Origin of the sequence: Janthinobacterium sp. GMG2, assembly GCF_033949445.1 — a bacterium.
Lineage (GTDB): Bacteria > Pseudomonadota > Gammaproteobacteria > Burkholderiales > Burkholderiaceae_D > Janthinobacterium > Janthinobacterium aestuarii.
Genome location: NZ_JAXAWA010000003.1, coordinates 478,130 through 498,607, shown reverse-complemented (window position 1 = coordinate 498,607; position 20,478 = coordinate 478,130). Strand labels below are relative to the sequence as shown.

At 64.2% G+C, this 20,478-nt stretch carries 10 protein-coding genes and 1 riboswitch; of the genes, 4 read left to right on the top strand and 6 right to left on the bottom strand.

The window, feature by feature from the left end; genetic code table 11:
* Nucleotides 1-56: 56 nt before the first annotated feature.
* On the top strand, nucleotides 57-884 hold the full coding sequence (locus tag SKZ59_RS14290; RefSeq protein ID WP_319992126.1) for a methyltransferase: 828 nt from the start codon (nucleotides 57-59) through the stop codon (nucleotides 882-884).
* 59 nt (nucleotides 885-943) lie between these two features.
* Here SKZ59_RS14290 and SKZ59_RS14285 read toward each other — a convergent pair whose 3' ends face one another.
* The 4 genes from SKZ59_RS14285 to SKZ59_RS14270 form a co-directional block, all read right to left on the bottom strand.
* The gene (locus SKZ59_RS14285) at nucleotides 944-1,129 is read right to left on the bottom strand and encodes a hypothetical protein (RefSeq protein ID WP_319992125.1); all 186 of its coding nucleotides are present in this window, start codon (nucleotides 1,127-1,129) and stop codon (nucleotides 944-946) included.
* 301 nt (nucleotides 1,130-1,430) lie between these two features.
* A complete protein-coding gene (locus tag SKZ59_RS14280; RefSeq protein ID WP_319992124.1) occupies nucleotides 1,431-3,068 on the bottom strand; it encodes a serine hydrolase in 1,638 nt (545 codons plus the stop codon).
* A 22-nt stretch (nucleotides 3,069-3,090) separates the two neighbouring features.
* Nucleotides 3,091-4,950: a M1 family metallopeptidase gene (locus SKZ59_RS14275; RefSeq protein WP_319992123.1), complete on the bottom strand. Its 1,860-nt coding sequence runs from the start codon at nucleotides 4,948-4,950 to the stop codon at nucleotides 3,091-3,093.
* Nucleotides 4,951-5,068: 118 nt separating this feature from the next.
* Nucleotides 5,069-7,462 carry a M1 family aminopeptidase gene (locus SKZ59_RS14270; RefSeq protein WP_319992122.1) on the bottom strand — a complete coding sequence of 798 codons (2,394 nt, stop codon included), beginning with the start codon at nucleotides 7,460-7,462 and terminating at the stop codon, nucleotides 5,069-5,071.
* Nucleotides 7,463-7,607: 145 nt separating this feature from the next.
* Nucleotides 7,608-7,789, top strand: a riboswitch (yybP-ykoY riboswitch).
* A gap of 9 nt (nucleotides 7,790-7,798) precedes the next feature.
* Here SKZ59_RS14270 and SKZ59_RS14265 point away from each other — a divergent pair.
* On the top strand, nucleotides 7,799-8,374 hold the full coding sequence (locus SKZ59_RS14265) for a TMEM165/GDT1 family protein (protein WP_319992121.1): 576 nt from the start codon (nucleotides 7,799-7,801) through the stop codon (nucleotides 8,372-8,374).
* A 112-nt stretch (nucleotides 8,375-8,486) separates the two neighbouring features.
* Nucleotides 8,487-8,708, top strand: a complete 222-nt coding sequence (locus tag SKZ59_RS14260) for a hypothetical protein (RefSeq protein ID WP_034753159.1) — start codon at nucleotides 8,487-8,489, stop codon at nucleotides 8,706-8,708.
* Here SKZ59_RS14260 and SKZ59_RS14255 read toward each other — a convergent pair.
* Together SKZ59_RS14255 and SKZ59_RS14250 are read right to left on the bottom strand one after the other, a co-directional pair.
* Entirely contained in the window at nucleotides 8,705-17,332 is an 8,628-nt protein-coding gene (locus SKZ59_RS14255; protein WP_413774560.1) for a GH36-type glycosyl hydrolase domain-containing protein, read from the bottom strand. The two genes, SKZ59_RS14260 and SKZ59_RS14255, sit on opposite strands and share 4 nt — an antisense overlap.
* Nucleotides 17,333-17,739: 407 nt before the next feature.
* Nucleotides 17,740-19,767: an aminotransferase class V-fold PLP-dependent enzyme gene (locus tag SKZ59_RS14250; protein WP_319992120.1), complete on the bottom strand. Its 2,028-nt coding sequence runs from the start codon at nucleotides 19,765-19,767 to the stop codon at nucleotides 17,740-17,742.
* Nucleotides 19,768-19,918: 151 nt separating this feature from the next.
* On the opposite strand from SKZ59_RS14250, the gene SKZ59_RS14245 reads away from it, so the two are divergent.
* Nucleotides 19,919-20,416, top strand: a complete 498-nt coding sequence (locus SKZ59_RS14245; RefSeq protein WP_034753155.1) for an Lrp/AsnC family transcriptional regulator — start codon at nucleotides 19,919-19,921, stop codon at nucleotides 20,414-20,416.
* Nucleotides 20,417-20,478 lie beyond the last annotated feature (62 nt).

Here is a 20,478-nt window from a genome sequence, read left to right as displayed (position 1 = left end):
GATGGCGATCGCCACCAATTCACCAACCGATCCAATCACGCATGGAGCAAATGATGATGAAGCGAGTATCCCTGGCTGCGGCCCTGACGGTCATGCTGGCCTGTGGCGGCAGCGGCGCGGCGCTGGCCGCCGATGCGGGCGACGCGGCCCTGAAGGCGGCCATCGCCGGCAGTGCGCGCACGCCGGCCAACGCGCTGCGCGACAGCGCCCGCCACCCGTATGAAACGCTGACGTTCTTCGGCATCAAGCCGACAATGACGGTGGTGGAGCTGGCGCCCGGCGGCGGCTGGTACACGGAGATCCTGGCGCCCTACCTGCGCGACAACGGCAAGCTGATTGCCGCCGGCAACGACCCGCAGTCAAGCAGCGAAGGCGCACGCCGTGGCGCGGCGCGCTTCCAGCAAAAACTCGACGCCAATCCAGCCGCCTTCGGCAAGGTGGACATCGGCGCCTTCGCACCACCCACCACCTACCGCATCGCGCCCAAGGGCACGGCCGACATGGTGCTCACCTTCCGCAATATCCACAACTGGATACCGATCGGCGAAGCGGGCATGCAGACCCTGTTCAAGGAAGTGTATGACAGCCTGAAACCGGGCGGCGTGTTCGGCGTCGTCGAGCACCGCCTGCCGGCGAACAAGGCGCAGGACGCCACGGCCAGCAGCGGCTACATGCACGAAGCGTATGTGATCAAACTGGCCGAAGGCGCAGGTTTCAAACTGGCGGCCAAGTCGGAGATCAACGCCAATCCGAAAGACACGGCGGACCACCAGGGCGGCGTCTGGGCGCTGCCGCCCACCTACGCTAACAAGGATGTGGACCGGGCCAAGTACACGGCCATCGGCGAGAGCGACCGCATGACCCTGAAGTTCGTCAAGCCATAAAAAGCAAACGGCGGCGTGCCACTGCGGCGCGCCGCCCGATCCCGGATTCGAATGCCGCCTTACAGGTGGATGCCGTACACGCCGCACAGGCGCTTGACCAGGGTGCAGGCGTTGGCATCGCCGTCCGTCACGCAGGCGGTATAGGCTTCCTCGCAGGTTTCACGCGTTGGCAAGGCAAACGCGGAAGAACTGATGGCGCCGGCAAAACCGACGGCGGCGCAAAAGACAAATACGGCTTTTTTCACATTGATCATTTTTATCCCATTCCCCAAAGTTGAGTCGTTATAAAAAACACTGGAAGACAAAGACGTCAGCCGCCAGAAAGCATCTGTCGACAGACGAATTTCATGGCGCACGGAAATAGTACCACCTTGAAAAGTTAGTAAATACGCAAACAAGAAAACAAGATAACGTTTCTTTTTCGCCCCATTTCATGGAATAAAAACCGGCCCGCCGACCTCCTGCCGCGCATTTGCATGGCAACGGGCGAAAAAAAACCGCAGCACAGGCTGCGGTTCTGGTATCGACCCTTTATGTATCGACCCTTTATTTCTTCGCTTCCTTCGGTTTCACCGGCACCAGGCTCAGGTCCTGGAAGTCGTAGCTGAAATCCGTCTCGGCCGACACGGGCGCCATCTTCACCCGGTCGATGCTGCCATCGGGATTGAGCGAGAACGTCACGTAGGCGTCGGCGTTGAAGTTACGCTCTTTCCAGCGCACGATGAAGGTGTCGTGCTGCCAGTGTTCCAGCTCGCCCGTCAGGTCCGGCGTGCGCGTGAAGCTGAGGATATGTTTTTTCCCCTCGGGCTTGATGATGACCTTGCCGTACCAGGCATCCTCGTACTCGCCGTCGTACGCCGCCAGCGGCAGCGATGGCTGCGATCTGGCCGTGCGCGCGCTCGACGCCTTGCCCTGCTTTTTCACTTCTTCCGCATGCTGGTCCTGCTCCACCTTGGCCACCAGCGCCAGCCAGTCCGATGGCACCGCCTGCAGGTAATGGTCGAGGATGCGCCATTGCAGCGCCGTCATGGAACCGCCATTTTCCGCATTGGTGAGAATGGCCACGCCCAGCTTCGCTTCCGGCACCATTACCACGCGCGAATAAAATCCCTGCAGCGCGCCGCCGTGCATGGCCACCTTCATGCCCTTGTAGTCGCGCAGCTGGAAGCCCAGGCCATACGCGCTGAAGTTCGGTTTCGTCGCGGCCAATGCCGGTTTCGGCTCGGGGATCTTGATCGGCGTTTGCGCCGTCCACATTTCGCGGCCCTGCTTTTCGCTGAACAGGCGCGCGTCCTTGCCATCCTTGTCCTTCACGCCGGCGATCTTGCCGCCGTCAAGCAGCACCATCATCCACTTGGCGATATCTTCCGCATTCGTGTTGATGCCGACGGCACCCACGGCATTCGGCACGGGCATCGATTTGACGGCGGCGATCTTGCCGTCGATCTTGCTGTGCGCATTGGCGACGTCGGGATTGCCCGCATTTTCAGCCAGGCTGGTGGTGGTGCCCGTCATGCCCAGCGGCGCCAGGATGCGTTCATGCATGGCCTCGCCCCAGCTTTTCCCCGCCTTGTCGGCGATGATCTTGCCGGCTACGATGTACAGCAGGTTATCGTAGGCATAGCTGTTGCGAAAACTCGTGGCCGGACGGATGTAGCGCAGCTTCTCGATGATCTCGTCGGTGCTGAAGGTCGTCGTCGGCCACCATAGCAGGTCGCCGGCGCCCAGGCCCAGGCCGCTGCGGTGCGTCAGCAAGTCGCGGATGGTCATGGCGCCAGTGACGTAAGAGTCGTGCATCTGGAAGCCGGGCAGGTGCTTGGTGACGGGATCGTCCCAGGCCAGCTTGCCCTCGTCGACCAGCATGGCCAGCGCGGCGGCCGTGAAGCCTTTCGAGTTCGACGCCACTTCGAACACGGTCTTCGCATCGACGGCGGCCGGCTCGCCCAGCTTGCGCACGCCAAAGCCCCTGGCGGTGATGACTTTACCGTCCTTGACGATGGCGATCGCCATGCCGGGCACGTCGAACACTTTCAGGGCGGTGGCGACGTCGCGCTCAAGATCGAAGGCCGGCGCGGGCACCGGTGCGGCGGCGACAACGGGGGCCGCGTCAAGGGCCAGCGCCGGCACGGCGAACGCGGAAAACGCCAGCACGATGGCGGCGGCGAGGCGGTTCATGGTATGCATGGTCAGGATGTCCAAAGGAAGTTCAATGCGCTTGCGCGGCCATCAATTTGTCGACGCTTTCCTGCGTCACCGGGTGGTAGCGTTCGCGCGCCTTCGCATACACGTCCTTGGCCCACGCATGGCCTTGCGGCGTCTTCATCAGGGCGCTGTACAGGGGCACGACGAACTTCTGGCGGCCCACGCTCATGAGGAATGCCTGCAAGGGCTGCTGCACGTCGTAGCCGGCGTTCACGGAGGCCAGGTAGAAGCGGTACGCCACTTCATTGTTGCCGCTCTTGCCCACGCCGTAGACCTGGTCCAGCTCACGCAATTGCGCCGCGCTGGCCTTGTTGTTGATGTCGTTCAGGAAGTGCATCGATTCGATGGCGATCCACTTGTCCATGCCCAGGTCTTTCGTCGGCAACGTGCCTTTCAACCAGGCGTCGCGGTGCTGGTCGAGCAGCGCCAGGCGCGACGAGACGACGCGCTGCGCGCTGGCCGGCACGCCCGTGCCATACAGCCATTCATCGAGTTCCGCTTCCGGCATCACGGCCGGATGCTGCGCCAGCAGGTTCTTGCGCAGGTAGGCGATGAACTGCTCCGTCGTCACGCTCTGGAACGCGTGCTGGTCGAACCAGCCGCGCAGGAAAGGATCGAATACGGCGCGGCCGGCACGGCGCTCCATGGTGGCCAGGAACCAGGCGCCTTTCGGGTAGATGATGCCGTCGTCTGTGTACGTTTCGGCCGGATTGGCGTCCGCATCGCGCGTGATCAGCGCCGTTTTCGCGGCCGGCAGTTCGCGGATCGAGGCGGCCAGTTCTTCCTGGTCGACCTGCACGCCCATCTGCGCCACTTCGCTGCCATACAGCTGCTCGACGATGCGCGTGGTGACGTAGGTGGTGAAGCCTTCGTTGAGCCACATGTGCTTCCACGAGGCGTTGGTGACCAGGTTGCCCGACCACGAGTGGGCCAGTTCATGCGCGATCAGGTCGACCAGGCTGCGGTCGCCCGCGATCATGGTCGGCGTGAGGAAGGTCAGGCGCGGGTTTTCCATGCCGCCGTAGGGGAACGATGGCGGCAGCACGATCATGTCGTAGCGTCCCCAGCCATACGGGCCATACAGCGCTTCGGCTGCCTGGATCATCTTTTCCGTGTCGGCCAGCTCGTATTCGGCCGCCTTGATGCGCGGCGGTTCCGCATACACGGCGGAGCGGGGACCGAGCTTGCGCACTTCCAGTTCGCCGATGGCAATGGCCAGCAGGTACGACGGAATCGGCTGCGGCATCCTGAATTTCCAGCCGCCCTTGCCCGTCGCCTTTTCATCGTTTTCGGCGCTCATCACGACGCGCATGCCCGCTGGCGCATCGATGCGCGCGCTATACGTGAAACGCACGGCCGGCGTATCTTGCGACGGCACCCACGAGCGGGCGTTGATGCTTTGCGACTGGCTGAACATGAAAGGCAGCTTGCCCGACATGGTCTGCTGCGGCGTGAGCCACTGCAGCGCGATGGCGTTCGGCGCCGTGTGGTAGTAGACGCGTACTTTGCCCGGCTGGCCCGTGGTGGTGATGCGCAGCGCCTGGCCCTTTTCCGGGTCGGCCTTGTCCAGCTGGTACGGCGCCATCTGCCAGGCGCCGCGCTTGTCCTGTACCTGCACTTTCGCGATCGACAAATCGCGCGTATCGAGCACCAGGGTGCGCGCCGCCGGATCGATCCAGTTCAAGGACAGCTCGGCATAGCCGGAGAGCGTCTTTTGCTTGAAGTCCGCTTTCAGGTCCAGCTGCAGGTCGCGCGTGCGCACCTGGTCGTAGCGCGCATAGCTGAGGGGGTCGGCGTGCGCGGCCAGGGTTACCTGGCAAAGGAGCGCACAGCCCAGCGCGCGCAGGAAGGTCAAAGTTTGCATGGTCGTCTTTTGAATGATTTGCGAAAGCCCCGGTCCGTGTGCGCCGGGGCGTCGCGCAGAATAGCACTTCCGGCGCAGGCCGGCAGAAAAAAGCGCCGGACTGGCCGGCGCTGTTTCCCTATTTTGCTTCCGTCCTGGCTTCGGCCTTGGCCTCGGGCGCCTTCAGCGGCGTATTAAAATCCTTCATCAGGTTGTTCTTGTCGCGATCGAGCTTGAACAGCTCGAGGCGCGATGGCGTGATTTTCCTCGGCCAGGCGTTGTTGCTGTTGTCGATATCGGCCGTCTCCCAGTACGGGTCCTGTACCAGGCCCACCATCGGTTCGTCCGTAACGATCACCTTGCTGACCTTGTGCGGCGCATAGCGCCACACTTCGGCCGGCACGCGCTCGATGATCTTCTTGCCGCTTTTCAGTTCGATTTCCAGGATCAGCGGCATCACCAGGCCGCCGATATTCGAAAAGTCGACCAGGTACAGATGCTTGCCCATGTTGCGCTGTTCCAGCAGCTTTCTCTCCCACGGCTCCAGCGTTTCCTGCTCTTCCGCATAGCTGTTGCGGTCCTTGTTGGTGACCGTGAAGTCATCGTGCCGGTTATAGAAATCCTTCAGCGCAGGATCGATGTCGACCTTCTTCGGCAGCGCCTTGTTGCGCTGGTCCGAAATCGAGATGGGCTGCGCGTCTTTCTGCGCCTTCTTCCACGCTTTCTCGATTTCCGGATTCTTCGTACTCACGCCATATTCGCTGATGCCGTCGATGCTGATGTCGACCGCATCGGTCGTATAGAACCAGCCGCGCCAGAACCAGTCCAGGTCCGTGCCGGACGCGTCTTCCATGGTGCGGAAAAAGTCGGCTGGCGTCGGGCGCTTGAACTTCCAGCGCAGCGCGTACTGCTTGAAGGCGAAGTCGAACAGTTCGCGCCCGAGGATGGTCTCGCGCAGGATGTTGAGCGCCGTGGCCGGCTTGTCGTAGGCGTTCGCCGTGAACTGCAGCAAGGACTCGGAATTGGTCATGATGGGCACCTGGTTCTGGCTGCGCATGTAGTCGACGATCTTGCGCGGCTCGCCATTCCACGACGGGAAATGCTCTTCCCACGCCTGCTCGGCCAGGTACTGCAGGAAGGAATTGAGGCCCTCGTCCATCCACGTCCACTGGCGCTCGTCCGAGTTGACGATCATGGGGAAATAATTGTGGCCCACTTCGTGAATGATCACGCCGATCAGATCATATTTTGCCGTCTTCGAATACGTGAGCTCCCCCGTCTTCTTGTCCTTCATGGGGCGCCCGCCATTGAACGCAATCATCGGGTACTCCATGCCGCCCACGGCGCCGTTGACGGAAATCGCGTTCGGATACGGATAGTCGAAACTGTATTTGTTGTACTGCTCGATCGCGTGCACGACGGCGCGCGTGCTGTACTGCTGCCACAGCGGATTGCCTTCGTTCGGGTAATACGACATCGCCATCACGCGCTTGCCGCCGCTGTCCAGGCCCTGCGCATCCCAGATGAACTTGCGGCTCGAGGCCCACGCCACGTCGCGCACATTGGCCGCCTTGAAGTGCCAGGTTTTCATCCCCGCAGCCTTGCCTTTTTCCGCCGCCAGCGCTTCCTGCAGCGTGATCACCAGCAGCGGCGTGTTGCTGTTTTTCGCCCGCGCCAAGCGCTCGCGCTGCGCCGCGCTCAGTACGGCCGCAGGATTTTGCAGTTCGCCCGTGGCCGCCACCACGTGGTCGCCCGGCACCGTCAGGTACAGCTCGTAGTCGCCAAACTCCAGCGTGAATTCGCCGGAGCCGAGGAACTGCTTGTGCTGCCAGCCGGCGGCGTCGTAATACGCGGCCATGCGCGGGAACCACTGCGCGATCTGGAAGATCGTGTTCTTGTCGTCTTCAAAATACTCGTAGCCGGAGCGCTCGACGAGCACCTTCTGGTCATTGATCCGATACGACCAGTCGATATTGAACGTGACGCTCTGGCCGGGCGCCAGCGCCACCGGCAGATCGATCCGCAGCATGGTCTGGTTGACCACATACGGCAGCGGCTTGCCGTTGGCCGCTTTCACGGCGGTGAGCTTGAAGCCGCCGTCAAATTCGCGCCCGGCATGGATGGCGCGCAAGTCCTCAAATTTCAGCGCCTCGTCTTCGTTGCCACTGAGCCAGGCCTGGCGCGATGGCGCACTCAGTACGCGGCGCTGGTCGGCATCCTGGCGCAAGCCATTCTGGTCCAGCTGCAGCCACAAATAGGCCAGGCTGTCGGGCGAGCGGTTGTGATAGGTGATCTGCTCGCTGGCCGTGATGGCGCGGCGTTCCTCATCGAGCGTGGCGCGGATCACGTAATCGGCGCGCTGCTGCCAGTAGGCGTGGCCCGGCGCGCCGGACGCCGTGCGGTAGGCATTCGGCGTGGGCAGCAGCTCTTCCAGCTGGCGGAACTTGTCGTCGAAGGGCGCCGCGGCGCACAATCCGGACAAGGGAGCAAACAAGGTCAAACACAAGGCAAGCAAGCGGACAAGGACCGGCATGGCGCATTCCATCTGGGAGTCGTGGACAGAACTGCATTCTAAGTCGAGTCTGTTTGCAATCGGTCATTGTTGTCGAAGTCCCACACACCGGGCCGCGCCCCACCCCGGCGCTACTGGCGCCGGCGCGGGCATTGGCGTATGATGCGCCTCGAACATTGGGGAGTAGTCGTCCCGCGGTCCTGCCGCGGGAACCTGTATCAACATGATTGGCCCGCAGGCCATGGTGCAGGTGGTTGCAGAACTTGACGAGACCATTGATCCAGGGCGGCCGCATGGGCCGGAGTCGCCCGTGGATCATTGGTTAATTCGTCCGGCCCGCGTACCTCTTGCAATCTCATGGAAGCATTCCTCATCTCCACCGGCATCGTCGGTCTCGCTGAAATCGGCGATAAAACCCAACTCCTGGCCTTTCTGCTGGCCGCCAAATTTCGTAAACCCCTGCCCATCGTGCTGGCCATTTTCGTCGCCACCATCGCCAACCACGCGTTCGCCGCCGCCGTCGGCGCCTGGATCACCAGCATGCTGGGGCCCGACGTGCTGCGCTGGGTGCTGGGCGTGTCGTTCCTGGCCATGGCCGCCTGGACGCTGATCCCCGACAAGCTCGATGAAGACGAAACGAAGCTGGCCAAATACGGCGTCTTCCTGACCACCCTGATCGCCTTCTTCATGGCGGAAATGGGCGACAAGACGCAGGTGGCGACCGTGGCGCTGGCGGCGCGCTACCACGACATTGTTTCCGTCGTGCTGGGCACCACGTTCGGCATGATGCTGGCCAACGTGCCGGCCGTCTACCTGGGAGACAGGATCGCCAACCGTGTATCGCTGCGCCTCGTGCACGGCATCGCGGCGCTGGTGTTTGCCGTGCTGGGCGTGGCCACCCTGCTGGGTGCAGGCGCCGCCCTGGGTTTATGAGACAGTCTTGGATAATTTCTCATTTACAATATTCATGTCCATAATTACAATGTCGGCGACATGAATACCGGCGCGCCGATCCCAACGGCCGGTGCGCTTTCTTGAGGAATGTATGTATTTGAATGGAAAAATGGCGGCGCTGTGCCTGGCCGCTTGCGCCAGCCAGCCTGCCGCCGCCACGGCGGCAGCCTTGAACTACCACCAGCAGACGGCAACGCAGTCCGCGCCCGAAGTGCGCACGCGCGACCTGCTGCTGTTTGGCGCCGGCCTGATCCTGCTGGCCGGCCGGCGCCGTCCCGAACACGATGCTTGGCAAGTACGTGGGCAAGACTAAACCAGCAGCAGCACCGCATACTCGCGGCCCTCGTCGCGCAGGGCGATGCTGTTGCCGCCCTGCGTGACGCCATCGAGCGACAGTCCCGCAGGCCGCCCCTGCGCCTGCTCCACCGTGATGGCGTAGCTGCTGGCGCCGAAGCGGTAATGCAGCTTGAAGCTGCGCCACTCGGCCGGCATCATCGGTGCCATGCGCAGCACGTTCGCTTCGCGCGTCAAGCCGAGCAGGGATTCGACGATCAGGCGGTACAGCCAGCCCGACGATCCCGTGTACCAGCTCCAGCCGCCCCGTCCCACGTGCGGCGCCACGGCATACACGTCGGCCGTCACCACGTACGGCTCCACCTTGTAGCGCGCCACCGCCTGCGCGTCTGCGCCATGGCGCACGGGACTGATCATGCGCAGCAGTTCCCACGCCTTTTCGCCATCGCCCATGCGGGCAAACGCCATCGCCGTCCAGATGGCCGCATGCGTGTACTGGCCGCCGTTCTCGCGCACGCCCGGCACATAGCCGCGGATGTAGCCGGGATTGAGGTCGGCTTTGTCGAACGGCGGATCGAGCAGCTGGATCACCCCGGAATCACGGCGCACGAGGCGCGCATCGACCTGGCGCATGGCGCCGGCGACCCGCTCCTTGTTGGCGGCGCCCGACAGCACGCCCCAGCTTTGCGAAATCGAATCGATCTGGCATTCCTCGTTCGTGTGCGAACCCAAGGGCGTGCCATCGTCGAAATACGCGCGCCGGTACCACTCGCCATCCCACGCATGTTCCTCGACGTTGGCCGCCAGTTTCACGGCTTCGTCGCGGCAGAACTGGGCGAACGCAGCGTCGCCGCGCAGCATGGCCACCTCGGCAAAGCGCTGCAGCACTTCGTACAGGAAGAAGGCCAGCCACACGCTCTCGCCCTTGCCATGCTCTCCCACCTTGTCCATGCCGTCGTTCCAGTCGCAGGAACCGATCAGCGGCAAGCCGTGCACGCCCAGGCGCAGGCCATGGCGGATGGCGCGCACGCAATGCTCGTACAGGTCGGCCGACTCGCCCGAGCGCACGGGCAAGTCGTAGTAGGAATCCTCTTCCGGCTTGACGGCGCGGCCCTCGATGAAGGGCGCCACTTCCGACAGCACGTTGACGTCGCCCGTGGCTATCACATAGCGGCAGGCGGCCAGTGGCAGCCACAGGTAGTCGTCGGAGCAGTGCGTGCGCACGCCGCGGTCCGATGGCGGATGCCACCAGTGCTGCACGTCGCCTTCGACAAACTGGTGCGCCGCGCACAACAGCAAGTGCTTGCGCAGCAGCTGCGGCGCCGTGTGTATCATCGCCATCGCGTCCTGCAGCTGGTCGCGGAAACCGTAGGCGCCGCCCGACTGGTAATAGCCGCTGCGCGCCCACAGGCGGCAGGCGATGGTCTGGTACATCAGCCAGCCGTTGGCGATCACGTCGAGCGACGGGTCGGGCGTCTCGATGCGCACGGCGCCCAGGGTGCTGTCCCAGTGCGCACGCACGGCGTCGAGCGTAGCGCGCGCCGCTTCCTTGCCCGCATGGCGCTGCACCATGGTGCTGGCGTCGGCATTGCGGCGCCCGCCCACGCCGAGGATAAAGACGATGTCGCGCTCCTGCCCCGGCTGCAACTCGAACGGCACCTGGATGGCGGCACACTGGTCCAGTCCCGTGCCCGCCTTGCCGGACAGGCGCACGCGGCGCAGCGCCGCCGGCTGCGCCAGGCTGCCGTTGCGGCCAATGAATTCATTGCGGTCGCAGGTGATGGAGCGGATGCTGGCGTCCGTATTGAAGAAGCCGACCCGGCCCGAGAACTCCGTGTTGTAGTTATTGCGCGCAAACAGGGCGCCGCTGATCGTGTCGACCTCGGTGGCCACATGCATGCCGGACTTGGCGCGCAAGTCGGCCATCACCCATTCCACATAACCGGTGACGGACAGGCGGCGCGGCACGCCGCTGTCGTTGCGCACCTTGATCACCGAATATTTGACGGCAGCATCGAGCGCCACATAGGTGCACAATTCCGTGGCGATGCCGCCTTCGCTGTGTTCGAAAATGCTGTAGCCGAAACCGTGGCGCGTCACGTAGTCGCCGCTGCCGCGCGCGGGCAGTGACGTGGGCGACCAGAACTGGCCGCTTTGCTCGTCGCGCACATAGAACGCTTCGCCGGACAGGTCGGAAACAGGGTCGTTCTGCCACGGCGTGAGGCGGAATTCATGCGCATTCTCGCTCCACGTATACGCCTGGCCCGCTTCGGACACCACGGTGCCGAATTGCGCGTTGGCCAGCACGTTCGACCACGGCGCCGGCGTCTGCTTGCCTTCTGCCGTGGTGATCACGTATTCGCGGCCGTCGGGTGTAAAACCGCCGAGGCCATTTTCCAGGATCAACTCGCGCTCTGGCGCCCGGTGCGGCACGCCGCCCTGTTCGCGGCCCGGGTCCTGCAGCAGCGGCGGCATGCGCAGCACGGGGCTTGGCGGGCGTTTGACCTGCTCGGCCAGGGTGCCGCGCAAGTCGCTGATGATGGCGCGCGCCACCGATTGCAGCAAGATGCGGTCTTCATTGGCGATCTGCTCGGCCAGGCGCACGAAGATGCCGCCCGGACGGTCGATCGCCTGCGCATCGATGCCCGAGGCGATCAAGCCCATGATCTGGTCGTGCAGCAGCTGGCGGTAGCCCGACTGCTCTTCGTACCAGATCACCAGGTCGACGATCAATCCTTTCAGGCGCCAATAGGCATGCGCCTGCACCATCTGGCGCGCCAGCTCGATATTGGCCGCGTCGCGTATCTGCAGCAGCACGATGGGCAGGTCGCCGGAAATGGCATACGCCCACAGGCCGGACTGGCCGCGCTGGTTCTTGATCAGGATGCTGGCCTCAGCGCGCAGGGCCGCATTCGGATAGATCACGGCGTTGGCCAGGCGCGCATACAGCTGCGCGTCCGCTTCGCTGGCGTTCAACTGGCGCAGCACCACCTGGCTGTGCGTCCAGGCCAGTTCGAACACGCGGTCGGCCAGATGGCGGTCCTGGTATTTGTCGATCAGGTGCAAGGCCGCATCGCGCTGTTCGGCCATGCCGGTGACGCTGTCGACGGTGACGGCCTGGTCGGGTTCGAGCGTGATGACATAGCGGATGGCCACGATGGGGTCGAGCACGGAACCGTGGCCGCCACTGAGCGGGCCACTTTCCTGCAGCGCCTGCGGCAGCTGCGCCGTATTGCCACGGCCGATGAAGCGCGCGCGGTCCGTCTCGAACGATACTTCGTAGCGCTCGATATCGTGCACGGTCATCACATGCAGCAGCCACGGCATCTGCTCCTCTTTCGAGCGGGGCCGGCGCGTGCATAAAATCGCCTTTTCATGCGCGAGGATTTCCGTCTGCACGAACAGTTTGCTGAACGCCGGATGGGCCGCATCGGCCGCCGCCGGCGCCATCACCACTTCGGCAAAGCTGGTGATCTCGATGCGCCGCTGGCGGTTCGAATTATTGCTGATGCGCGTACGCCGGATTTCGATGTCGTCCTCGGGCGAGACGACGATTTCCGTGTACAGGTCGAGGCCATGGTCGGCGCGGCGGAACTCGGCCCGGCCCTCGGAGAAAATCACTTCGTATTTCTTCGGTTCGGCCAACGTGGGCTGGTACATGGTGGACCAGACTTCGCCATCATCGAGGTCGCGCAGATAGCAGAAATTGCCCCAGTTATCGCGCGTGCTGTCCTCGCGCCAGCGCGTCACGGACAGGTCTTTCCAGCGGCTGTAGCTGCCGCCCGCATTGCTCACCATGACGTGGTAGCGGCCGTTCGACAGCAGCTGCGTTTCCGGCACGGCGCTGTTAGCTTGCGTGAGGATGCGCATCGGCATGGCCTGCTCGGGCGCGCCGCTGCGCAGCACCGCCAGTTCGGCCGTGTTCGAGTAAAACGCGCCCGCCTGCGGCGTGCGTTCCTGCAGCACCAGCAAGGCCGATTGCAGCAGCGGATCGGACTCGAAACGGCGCTGCATCGGGCGGTCGTGCAGCAGGTAGCTGAGGGCCAGAAAGCCCATGCCCTGGTGGTGCACCATGAAGGAGCGGATGACGGCGCTGCCCTGCCCGCGCGGCAGGCGCGCCGTGGTGAAATCGATCGCTTCAAAAAAGCCGTAGCGGCCCATGTAGCCGGCCGCCTGCATGCGCTGCAGGTTCTGGCACGACGCTTCCGGCTGCACCATCAGGCCCATCATGCTGGCGTACGGCGCCACCACCAAGTCGTCGGCCAGGCCCCGTTTCAAGCCCAGTCCCGGCACGCCGAAGGCACGGTATTGGTAGTTCAAACTGGCGTCAACCGTGTTGTAGCCGGATTCGGAAATCCCCCAAGGCACATCGCGCTGGCGCCCGTAATCGATCTGCGCCTCGATGACGGAATGGTAGGTCTGGTCGAGCAAGGTGTTCGGGTAGTTCGGCATCACCAGGAGCGGCATCAGGTACTCGAACATCGAGCCGCTCCACGACAGCAGCACGGGCTGGCCGGCCACCATGCACAGCTGGCGGCCCAGGGCGAACCAGTGCTCCTGCGGCAGCTGGCCCTGGGCGATGGCGATGAAGCTGGCCAGGCGCACTTCGGAAGCGAGCAAATCGTAGTAGCTGGGGTCCAAACGCCGTTCGCTGACGTTGTAGCCGATGGCCAGCAGTTTTGTCGACGGGTTGTACAGGAAGCCGTATTCGATCTGCGCGAAGTCGCGCGCTTGGCCCGCCGCGTGGGCGATGTCGCGCATGTGGCGGCCCGCCTGTTCGCGGCCCTGCGCCAGCAAGGCGGCCAGCTCGGAAGGCGTGCCTTCCGGCGTTTCCAGGTTGGCCAGTTCACGCAGGGTCGGCACGCGCAGCCACGCCGCATCGACACCCGCCTGCGCCGCCCACGGCGCCAGTTGCAGCAATTCGGCCAGCGCCGCACGGCACTGGCGCGCCAGCGCACCCGCCCACATCGACAGCTCGCCATCCTCGCTTTGCAAGGTCAGCGACAGCAGCGCGTCGGCCGCGCCATTCGCGGCAGAAAGGTAGGCATGCCATTCGGCCAGGCTGGCCGGTGCGGCCTGCGCCTGCAGCAGGGTCATGCTGTCGCGCATGGCCTTGCCCTCGCCTTCGGCGGCGATGAATTCCTGCAGCACCTGCGCCGTCGTGCGGATGCCCTGCACCACTTGCGCGCCGATGATCGGGGCGTCATACAGCTCCACCAGTCCCGGCTGCAAGGTCAGCAGATGGCCGGCCAGGTTGCCGCTGTCGACCGTTGAAATGTACATCGGCTGCAGCGCCTTCAGGGTCTGCGTGTCGTACCAGTTATAGAAATGGCCCTGGAAGCGTTCCAGTTCGCCCATGCTGTGCAGGGTGGCGCGGCTGCGCTCGATCAACTGGCCCAGGGTCAGATAGCCGAAATCGTAGGCCGTCAGGTTGGCCAGCAACGCCAGGCCGATATTCGTCGGCGAGGTACGGTGCGCCACCACGAGGTTCGGGTGTTCCTGCATGTTATCAGGCGGCAGCCAGTGGTCGTCCGGCCCGACGAAGGTGTCGAAATAGGCCCAGGTCTTGCGCGCCACGCCGTGCAGGAAACGTCCCTGCTCGGCCGACAGGCGCGCCACGGCCCGCTCGATGGGGCGGCTGATCCACCAGGCGATGGCGGGCGCGGCCAGCCACAAGAGCAGCACCACGGCGGCGGCGGGCAAGGCTTCCGGACGCCAGTAGAGCAAGGCGCCGAAGGTGGCCAGCGCCAGCGCGGGCGAGCACCACATGGCGCGCCAGCTGTCGGCCTGCGAACCTGACGATACATGCAGGTTCGAGGCGCGCCAGTCGAGCAAATGCTTGTGCGACACGCCCAGGCGCCACAGGGTGCGGACGATGGCATCGAGGCTGATCCACGCTTCGTACGGCAGGAAGACGAGGGTCAGCATGGCGTGCGAAAACTGCACGCCGCAGCGCCGCTCGAAGGCGGCCAGGTGCTGGCGCCACAAGGTATCGCGCGGTTTGCGCAGCAGATCGTACAGGGCCGAAAAAACAGGCGGCAGGAAAATGATGGCCAGCACGGCCGCGCTCCAGAAGGCCACGTGCGGCAAGAAGCCCCACACCAGCAGCAGCGACAAGGTGGTCGCGGGCGCGACGACGCTGCGGCGCAGGTTGTCGAACAGCTTCCAGCGCGACAGCATCGACAAGGGATTGCGTTCGCGCTTGCCGGCGCGGCCCGGCACCCGGCCCAGCAGCCAGCCGACCAGTTGCCAGTCGCCGCGGATCCAGCGCTGGCGGCGGCTCACGTCGGCGTCATAGCGGGCCGGATATTCCTCGTACAGCTGCGAGTCGCTCAAGAGGCCGGCGCGCAGATAACAGCCTTCCAGCAGATCGTGGCTGAGGATTTTATTGTCGGGCAGGCGCTGGCCCAGCACGCGCTCGAACATGTCGAGATCGTAGATGCCCTTGCCGATGAACGAGCCTTCATAAAACACGTCCTGGTACAGGTCGGAAACGGTGCGCGTGTAGGGGTCGATGCCCGGTTCGCCGCCGCACAGCAGCTCGTAGCGCGAGGCATTCGCGCTGGGCAGCGCCACGGCCACGCGCGGCTGCAGGATGCCGTAGCCGGCCACCACGCGCGTGCCGGCCGCGTCGAGCACGGGACGGTTCAGCGGGTGCATCATGGTGGCGATGAATTCGCGCGCCGCGTCGCGCGGCAGCTGCGTATCGGTGTCGAGCGTGATCACGTATTTGATCGTGCGCAGGCCGCGCAACTCGCCTTCCACCAGCGAGAATTTGTCGCGCGCACCGCCGCGCAAGAACGCGTGCAGGTCGGACAATTTACCGCGCTTGCGCTCCTGCCCCATCCACGCATTCTGCTGCGAATTCCACAGGCGCGGACGGTGCAGCAGCAGGAACGGTCCCACATGGCCCAGCTCCTCGGGATCGGCAGGGTCCCCGTTTTCCTTGAATTCGACGCCCTCCACGCGGTATTTCTCGTTCAGGATGCGGATGGTCTCCTGCGCCTGGCGCAGCAAGGCTTCGTCGCCCGGCATCGTTTGCGCCTCGGCGTCGACGAAGTCCGTCAGCAGGCAGAAACGCAGGTTCGGGTCGCGGTTGGCGAGATAACGCACTTCCAGCGCCTCGCACAGGGCCGCCACGTTTTCCTTGTTGTAGATCAGGGTCGGCACGACAACGATGCCGCGCGCGTCCGACGGAATGCCGGCCTGGTAATCCATGCGCGGCAGCGGGTGCGGCGACGTCATCAGGGTCGCCAGCCAGTTCACCACGGCCACGGCCAGCTGGCTGCTGCCCAGCAGCGCCAGCGCGCCCAGCGCCGCCAGGGGCCAGCCCTGCACGCCATGGCGCACGGCGCGTTCGAGCAGCAAGGCGCTCGTCGCCAGGGTCAGGAAGCAGATGGCGCCCAGGTAGACGGCCAGCGGCGCGGCGCGCGCCGTATGCTGCAGCGCCTCGATGAAGGGCAGCTTCGCGCCTGCCTGTTTTTCCAGCACCAGCACGCCGCGCCCCACCAGGTAGAAGCCGATGTGGCCGCGGCGCGCGTCATTGCCGTTGCCGTGCGTGTGCGCCAGCTGCACCACCATCTCGGCCACTTCCACTTCGCTGCGCGCGCTGCGCCTGGCGATGCGTTCGATGGCGTGGCGGTAGCTGTCGCGCGTGGCGAAATCCATCAAGCCATAGGTGCCGGCCGGATCGAGGCGCAAGGTCTGCTCGACCACGCTCATCGTCTCGACGAATTCCTGCCAATCCATGGTGCCGAGAAAACGCAGGCTGCCGATGCTGTTGGCGATCGATACCTGGTCGGCCGCCTGCTGCCCGATCTCGGACTGGATCTGCTGCTCGATGGTGAGGCCCGACTCGGCCAGCTTGTGCGTCAGCCACGACAGCGCCAGGGTCAGCGAGGAACTTTGTCCCTGCAGGCGGCGCGACAATTCGGCCACGAAGGCGCTGGTCATCGGCGGATTCGACCGGGCCATGTCGGCCACGAGCAGGATCAAGCCGCTGGGATTGCGCTCGGCGATCTCCGTCATCTGGTCGGCCCAGGTATTGGCCAGGTCGCGCTGCATGCGGTCGTCGGCCACGCGCACGGCGACGCGGCGCAGGTTTTCGATCAGGGCCAGGCGCAGCATGATGGGCACGGCCCACAGTTCACCGAGCGTGAGCGTGGCCACATCCTGATAAGCCTCGACGAAGTGGCACAGGTTTTCCAGGTCGACGCGGCCATCGCCGTGCGAGATGATTTCCAGCGCAATTTTATAGACGCGCGGGCAGCCTGCGTCGGGGCCCGACGTCAAGCGCGGCAGCTCCTTGCTGTAGTTCTTCGGCAAATGGCGCCGCGTGGTGCGGATCTGCTCTTCGATCAGGTAAAAATTATCGAGCAGCCACTCCGAGGCGGGCGTGACCTGGCGGCCGCTTTTGACGGTCGCCGTCAGCTCGTTGACGGTGGCCGTGATCAGGGCCGCATTGTCGGCCAGGCGCGCCAACAGGCGGTCCCGGCCGTGATGCTTGCCCACCGCATGGCCGGTGGCCACGTGCTTGCCGTGGGCAGCCATCTGCATGGCGCTGAATAATTCGGAACGCAGGGGCAAGGCATCGTCGCGCGCGGCGTCGAAGGTGTCCGGTGCAAGGGAATGGTCGCGGAAGATTTCTTTAACTTTGGAAATCTGTTCCTTGATCTGCTGCGTGACAACTGCTGTGTACTCTTTCAACTTGGGGCCTCGCTAGGTGCGCGCACACAGCCAGCGGCCGCCGTCACGCTGGCCCAGTCTGGAAGAACACGATCGGACACTGGCGAAGACGGAAAGCGAAGCGCCGGAGCGTTGCGACGAATCTCAGGGTATAGGGAGATTTTCTGAACTTCATCGTAGGTGCGCCATCTGCGCAAGACCGTGCGCTAGCGTACATACATCACGTTTTAGGGACGTTTCAGCAAAGAAATTAGCCTGTTGAGCGGCAGAAAAATGCCGTCAGGAAATGAATGCAAGAAATGCGAGAAGAGCACCGTGCCAAAGATGGCACGGTGCAATATTTCAAGGAAGAAAGTTCAGACCGTTCAGGCGGCGATGGCCAGCGGGTGGCGCGTCGCCTCGGCCATCGCCATGCCGCCATTGAGTTGCCATGCCGCGCCGTGACCGAGGCGGCGGAGGCAGGCGCTAGCACGCGCGCTGCGGTTACCGCTGCGGCAGAAAAATACCAGCGGGCGCTGCGGCTGCTGCAGCCACGCGGCCACCTGTCCCGCCAGGCGGCTCAGCGGTACGCTGCGCACCTCGCAGCCCTCGAACACCGTGCCGGCGCACGCCGCGTGTTCATACGCTTCGCGCACGTCGACGAGGATGGCGTCGGGATGCTGGCGCAGGAAGGCGGGCAAGGCGGCCGCATCGAGCTGCAGTTCGGCAGCCGGCGCGCTACCGTCCTGCACGGTGCGCACGGTAGCGCAAATGCTGCCGTCGTCGCCTGACGCGCACAGCACGGTGTCCTGCGTCAGCAGCGCCGCATCCAGCAGAGGTGCCAGCGCCCCGGGCGTCATGGCGCCGATGAAGGCGAAGCGCTGCCCCAGCAGATACACATGGGTTTCGCCACACTCGACGCGGCGCAAACGCTGCTGGCCCAGCGCCAGCTCACCGTCGATATCGACGTGGCCGACTTGTTCGATCTCGAGTTCCTGCAGCAGCGCCAGGCGCGCCACGCCATGGTCGGCTGGCGCCGCCGTGTGTACGATGGCGCGCAAGGCCAGGTGCTGGCAGCGGATGAAAGCGGCCAGGCGCGGCACGAGCGTGGCGACGGGATCGATGACGACGCAACTGGCGCTGGCAGCGTCGCTGAGCAGCCAGGTGCACTGGCCATCGACGCTCAGCTGAATCACGCCGTCCTGCGGCGATGGCGCCAGCGCGGACGGCAGCAGGCAGCTGCTGCGCAGCGCTTCGCCGCAGCGTTCGATGCGCGCGCAGGCGGCCGTAATGGTCGCCGCGTCGATCAGGGGACCGAACGACAGACGGATGGCCGAGCTGGCACGCCATTGCGGCACGTGCATCGCTTCCAGCACATAGCTGGGGAGCGCCTTGGCGGCGGAACAGGCGCTGCCCGAACTGACGCGCACGCGCGCCGCGTCGAACAGATCGAGCAATTCCTTTGACGACAAACCGGGCACGGAAAAATTGAGCGTCGTCGACAAGGACAAGTCGAACGGCATATTGAACACGATGCCGGGGAAGGCACGTTCCAGGCTGGCCACCAGCTGCGCGCGGAACGCGGCCAGGTCGGCGTGGCTGCGGAAGGTCTTGCCATCGTCGAGCGCGGCCAGCACGGCGCCCAGCGCGGCGATGCCGGCCATGTTTTCCGTGCCCGAGCGCAAGCCCGCTTCCTGGCCGCCGCCCATCATCAACGGCGTAAATGGTGCACCGGCGCGCACGTACAGCATGCCGATGCCCTTGGGCGCATACAGCTTGTGGCCGGAAAACGGTGCGTAATCGATGCGCGTGGCGGCCAGGTTCAGTTTCAGCTTGCCCAGCGCCTGCACGCAATCGACCATCCAGTAGGCATCGGCGCCGCGCTCCTGCAGCAGCTGCGCGATGGCGGACAAATCGCTGACGACGCCCGTTTCATTATTCGCCGCCATCGTGCACAGCATGGCCGCGTCGCCGATCAGCGCACCGAGCGCCTGCAGATCGTGGCGCCCCTGCGCATCGACGGGCAGCTTGCGCACTTCCAGGTTCAGGCCCAGCAGGCGATTCCAGTGCGCCAGGCTTTCCGGTACGGCCTTGTGCTCGGTCGCGCCATACAGCAGCAGGCTGCCGATGCGCTTGCCCGCATCGCGCCGTTCGCGCAACGCGCACAGGGCCGACAGCACGGCCGTCTGGATGCCTTCGGTGGCGCCGCTGTTGAACATCAGGCGGCCATCGCCCACGCCCAGCAAGCCGCTGGCGCGCCGGCGCACGCCATCCATCATGGCCTTGGCCTGCAACCCCGTCGCGTGGGTGCTGCTGGGATTGCCATAGCCCTGCTCCATCGCCTGCTTGGCGGCGGCAACGGCGGCGGGCAGCACGCAAGTGGTGGCATTGCTGTCGAGGTAGATTTCTTTCATGATGGCAGTCTGAGTATTCTATAAAAGGGGCAGCGCAGGCGGCTGGAACATATGGATAGTCTACCGGCCCGCCCCCGTGAAGATATGCCAAACAATGCTGCAAACGATGTACCATGCAGCATGTTCATGCCATAAAAACTGGAATAGTAAAATGAATTCACCAAACGCCTCGCTCGACAAATTCGACTGCGCCATCCTGGCCGCCTTGCAGCAGGATGGCACCCTGTCGATCGCCGCCCTCAGCGAAAAGATCGGCTTGTCCAGCACGCCGTGCTGGAAGCGGGTCAAGCGCCTGGAAGAAGACGGCTATATCGAGAGCCGCGTGGCCATCGTCAACCGGCAAAAAGTGGGTTTGCCCGTGACCGTCTTCGTCAGCGTGCGCACGGGACAGCACGATGAAAAATGGCTGCGCCGCTTCGCCGCCGCCGTCATCGTCTTGCCCGAGGTACAGGAATTTCACCGCATGAGCGGCGACATCGATTACCTGCTGAAAGTCGTCACGACCGACATCAAGGGCTATGACACCTTCTACAAAAAGCTCATCAAGGCCGTGCAGCTGACGGGCGTGTCTTCCGCCTTTTCCATGGAGCAGATCAAGTGCAGCACGGAATTGCCGCTGGAATTGATCGCCCACGGCTTGCCTGCCTGAGACGATCGCACGTTGCTGCAATGCAACATAAATGAATGAAAAGCAGCAATGGTGCGATGGAA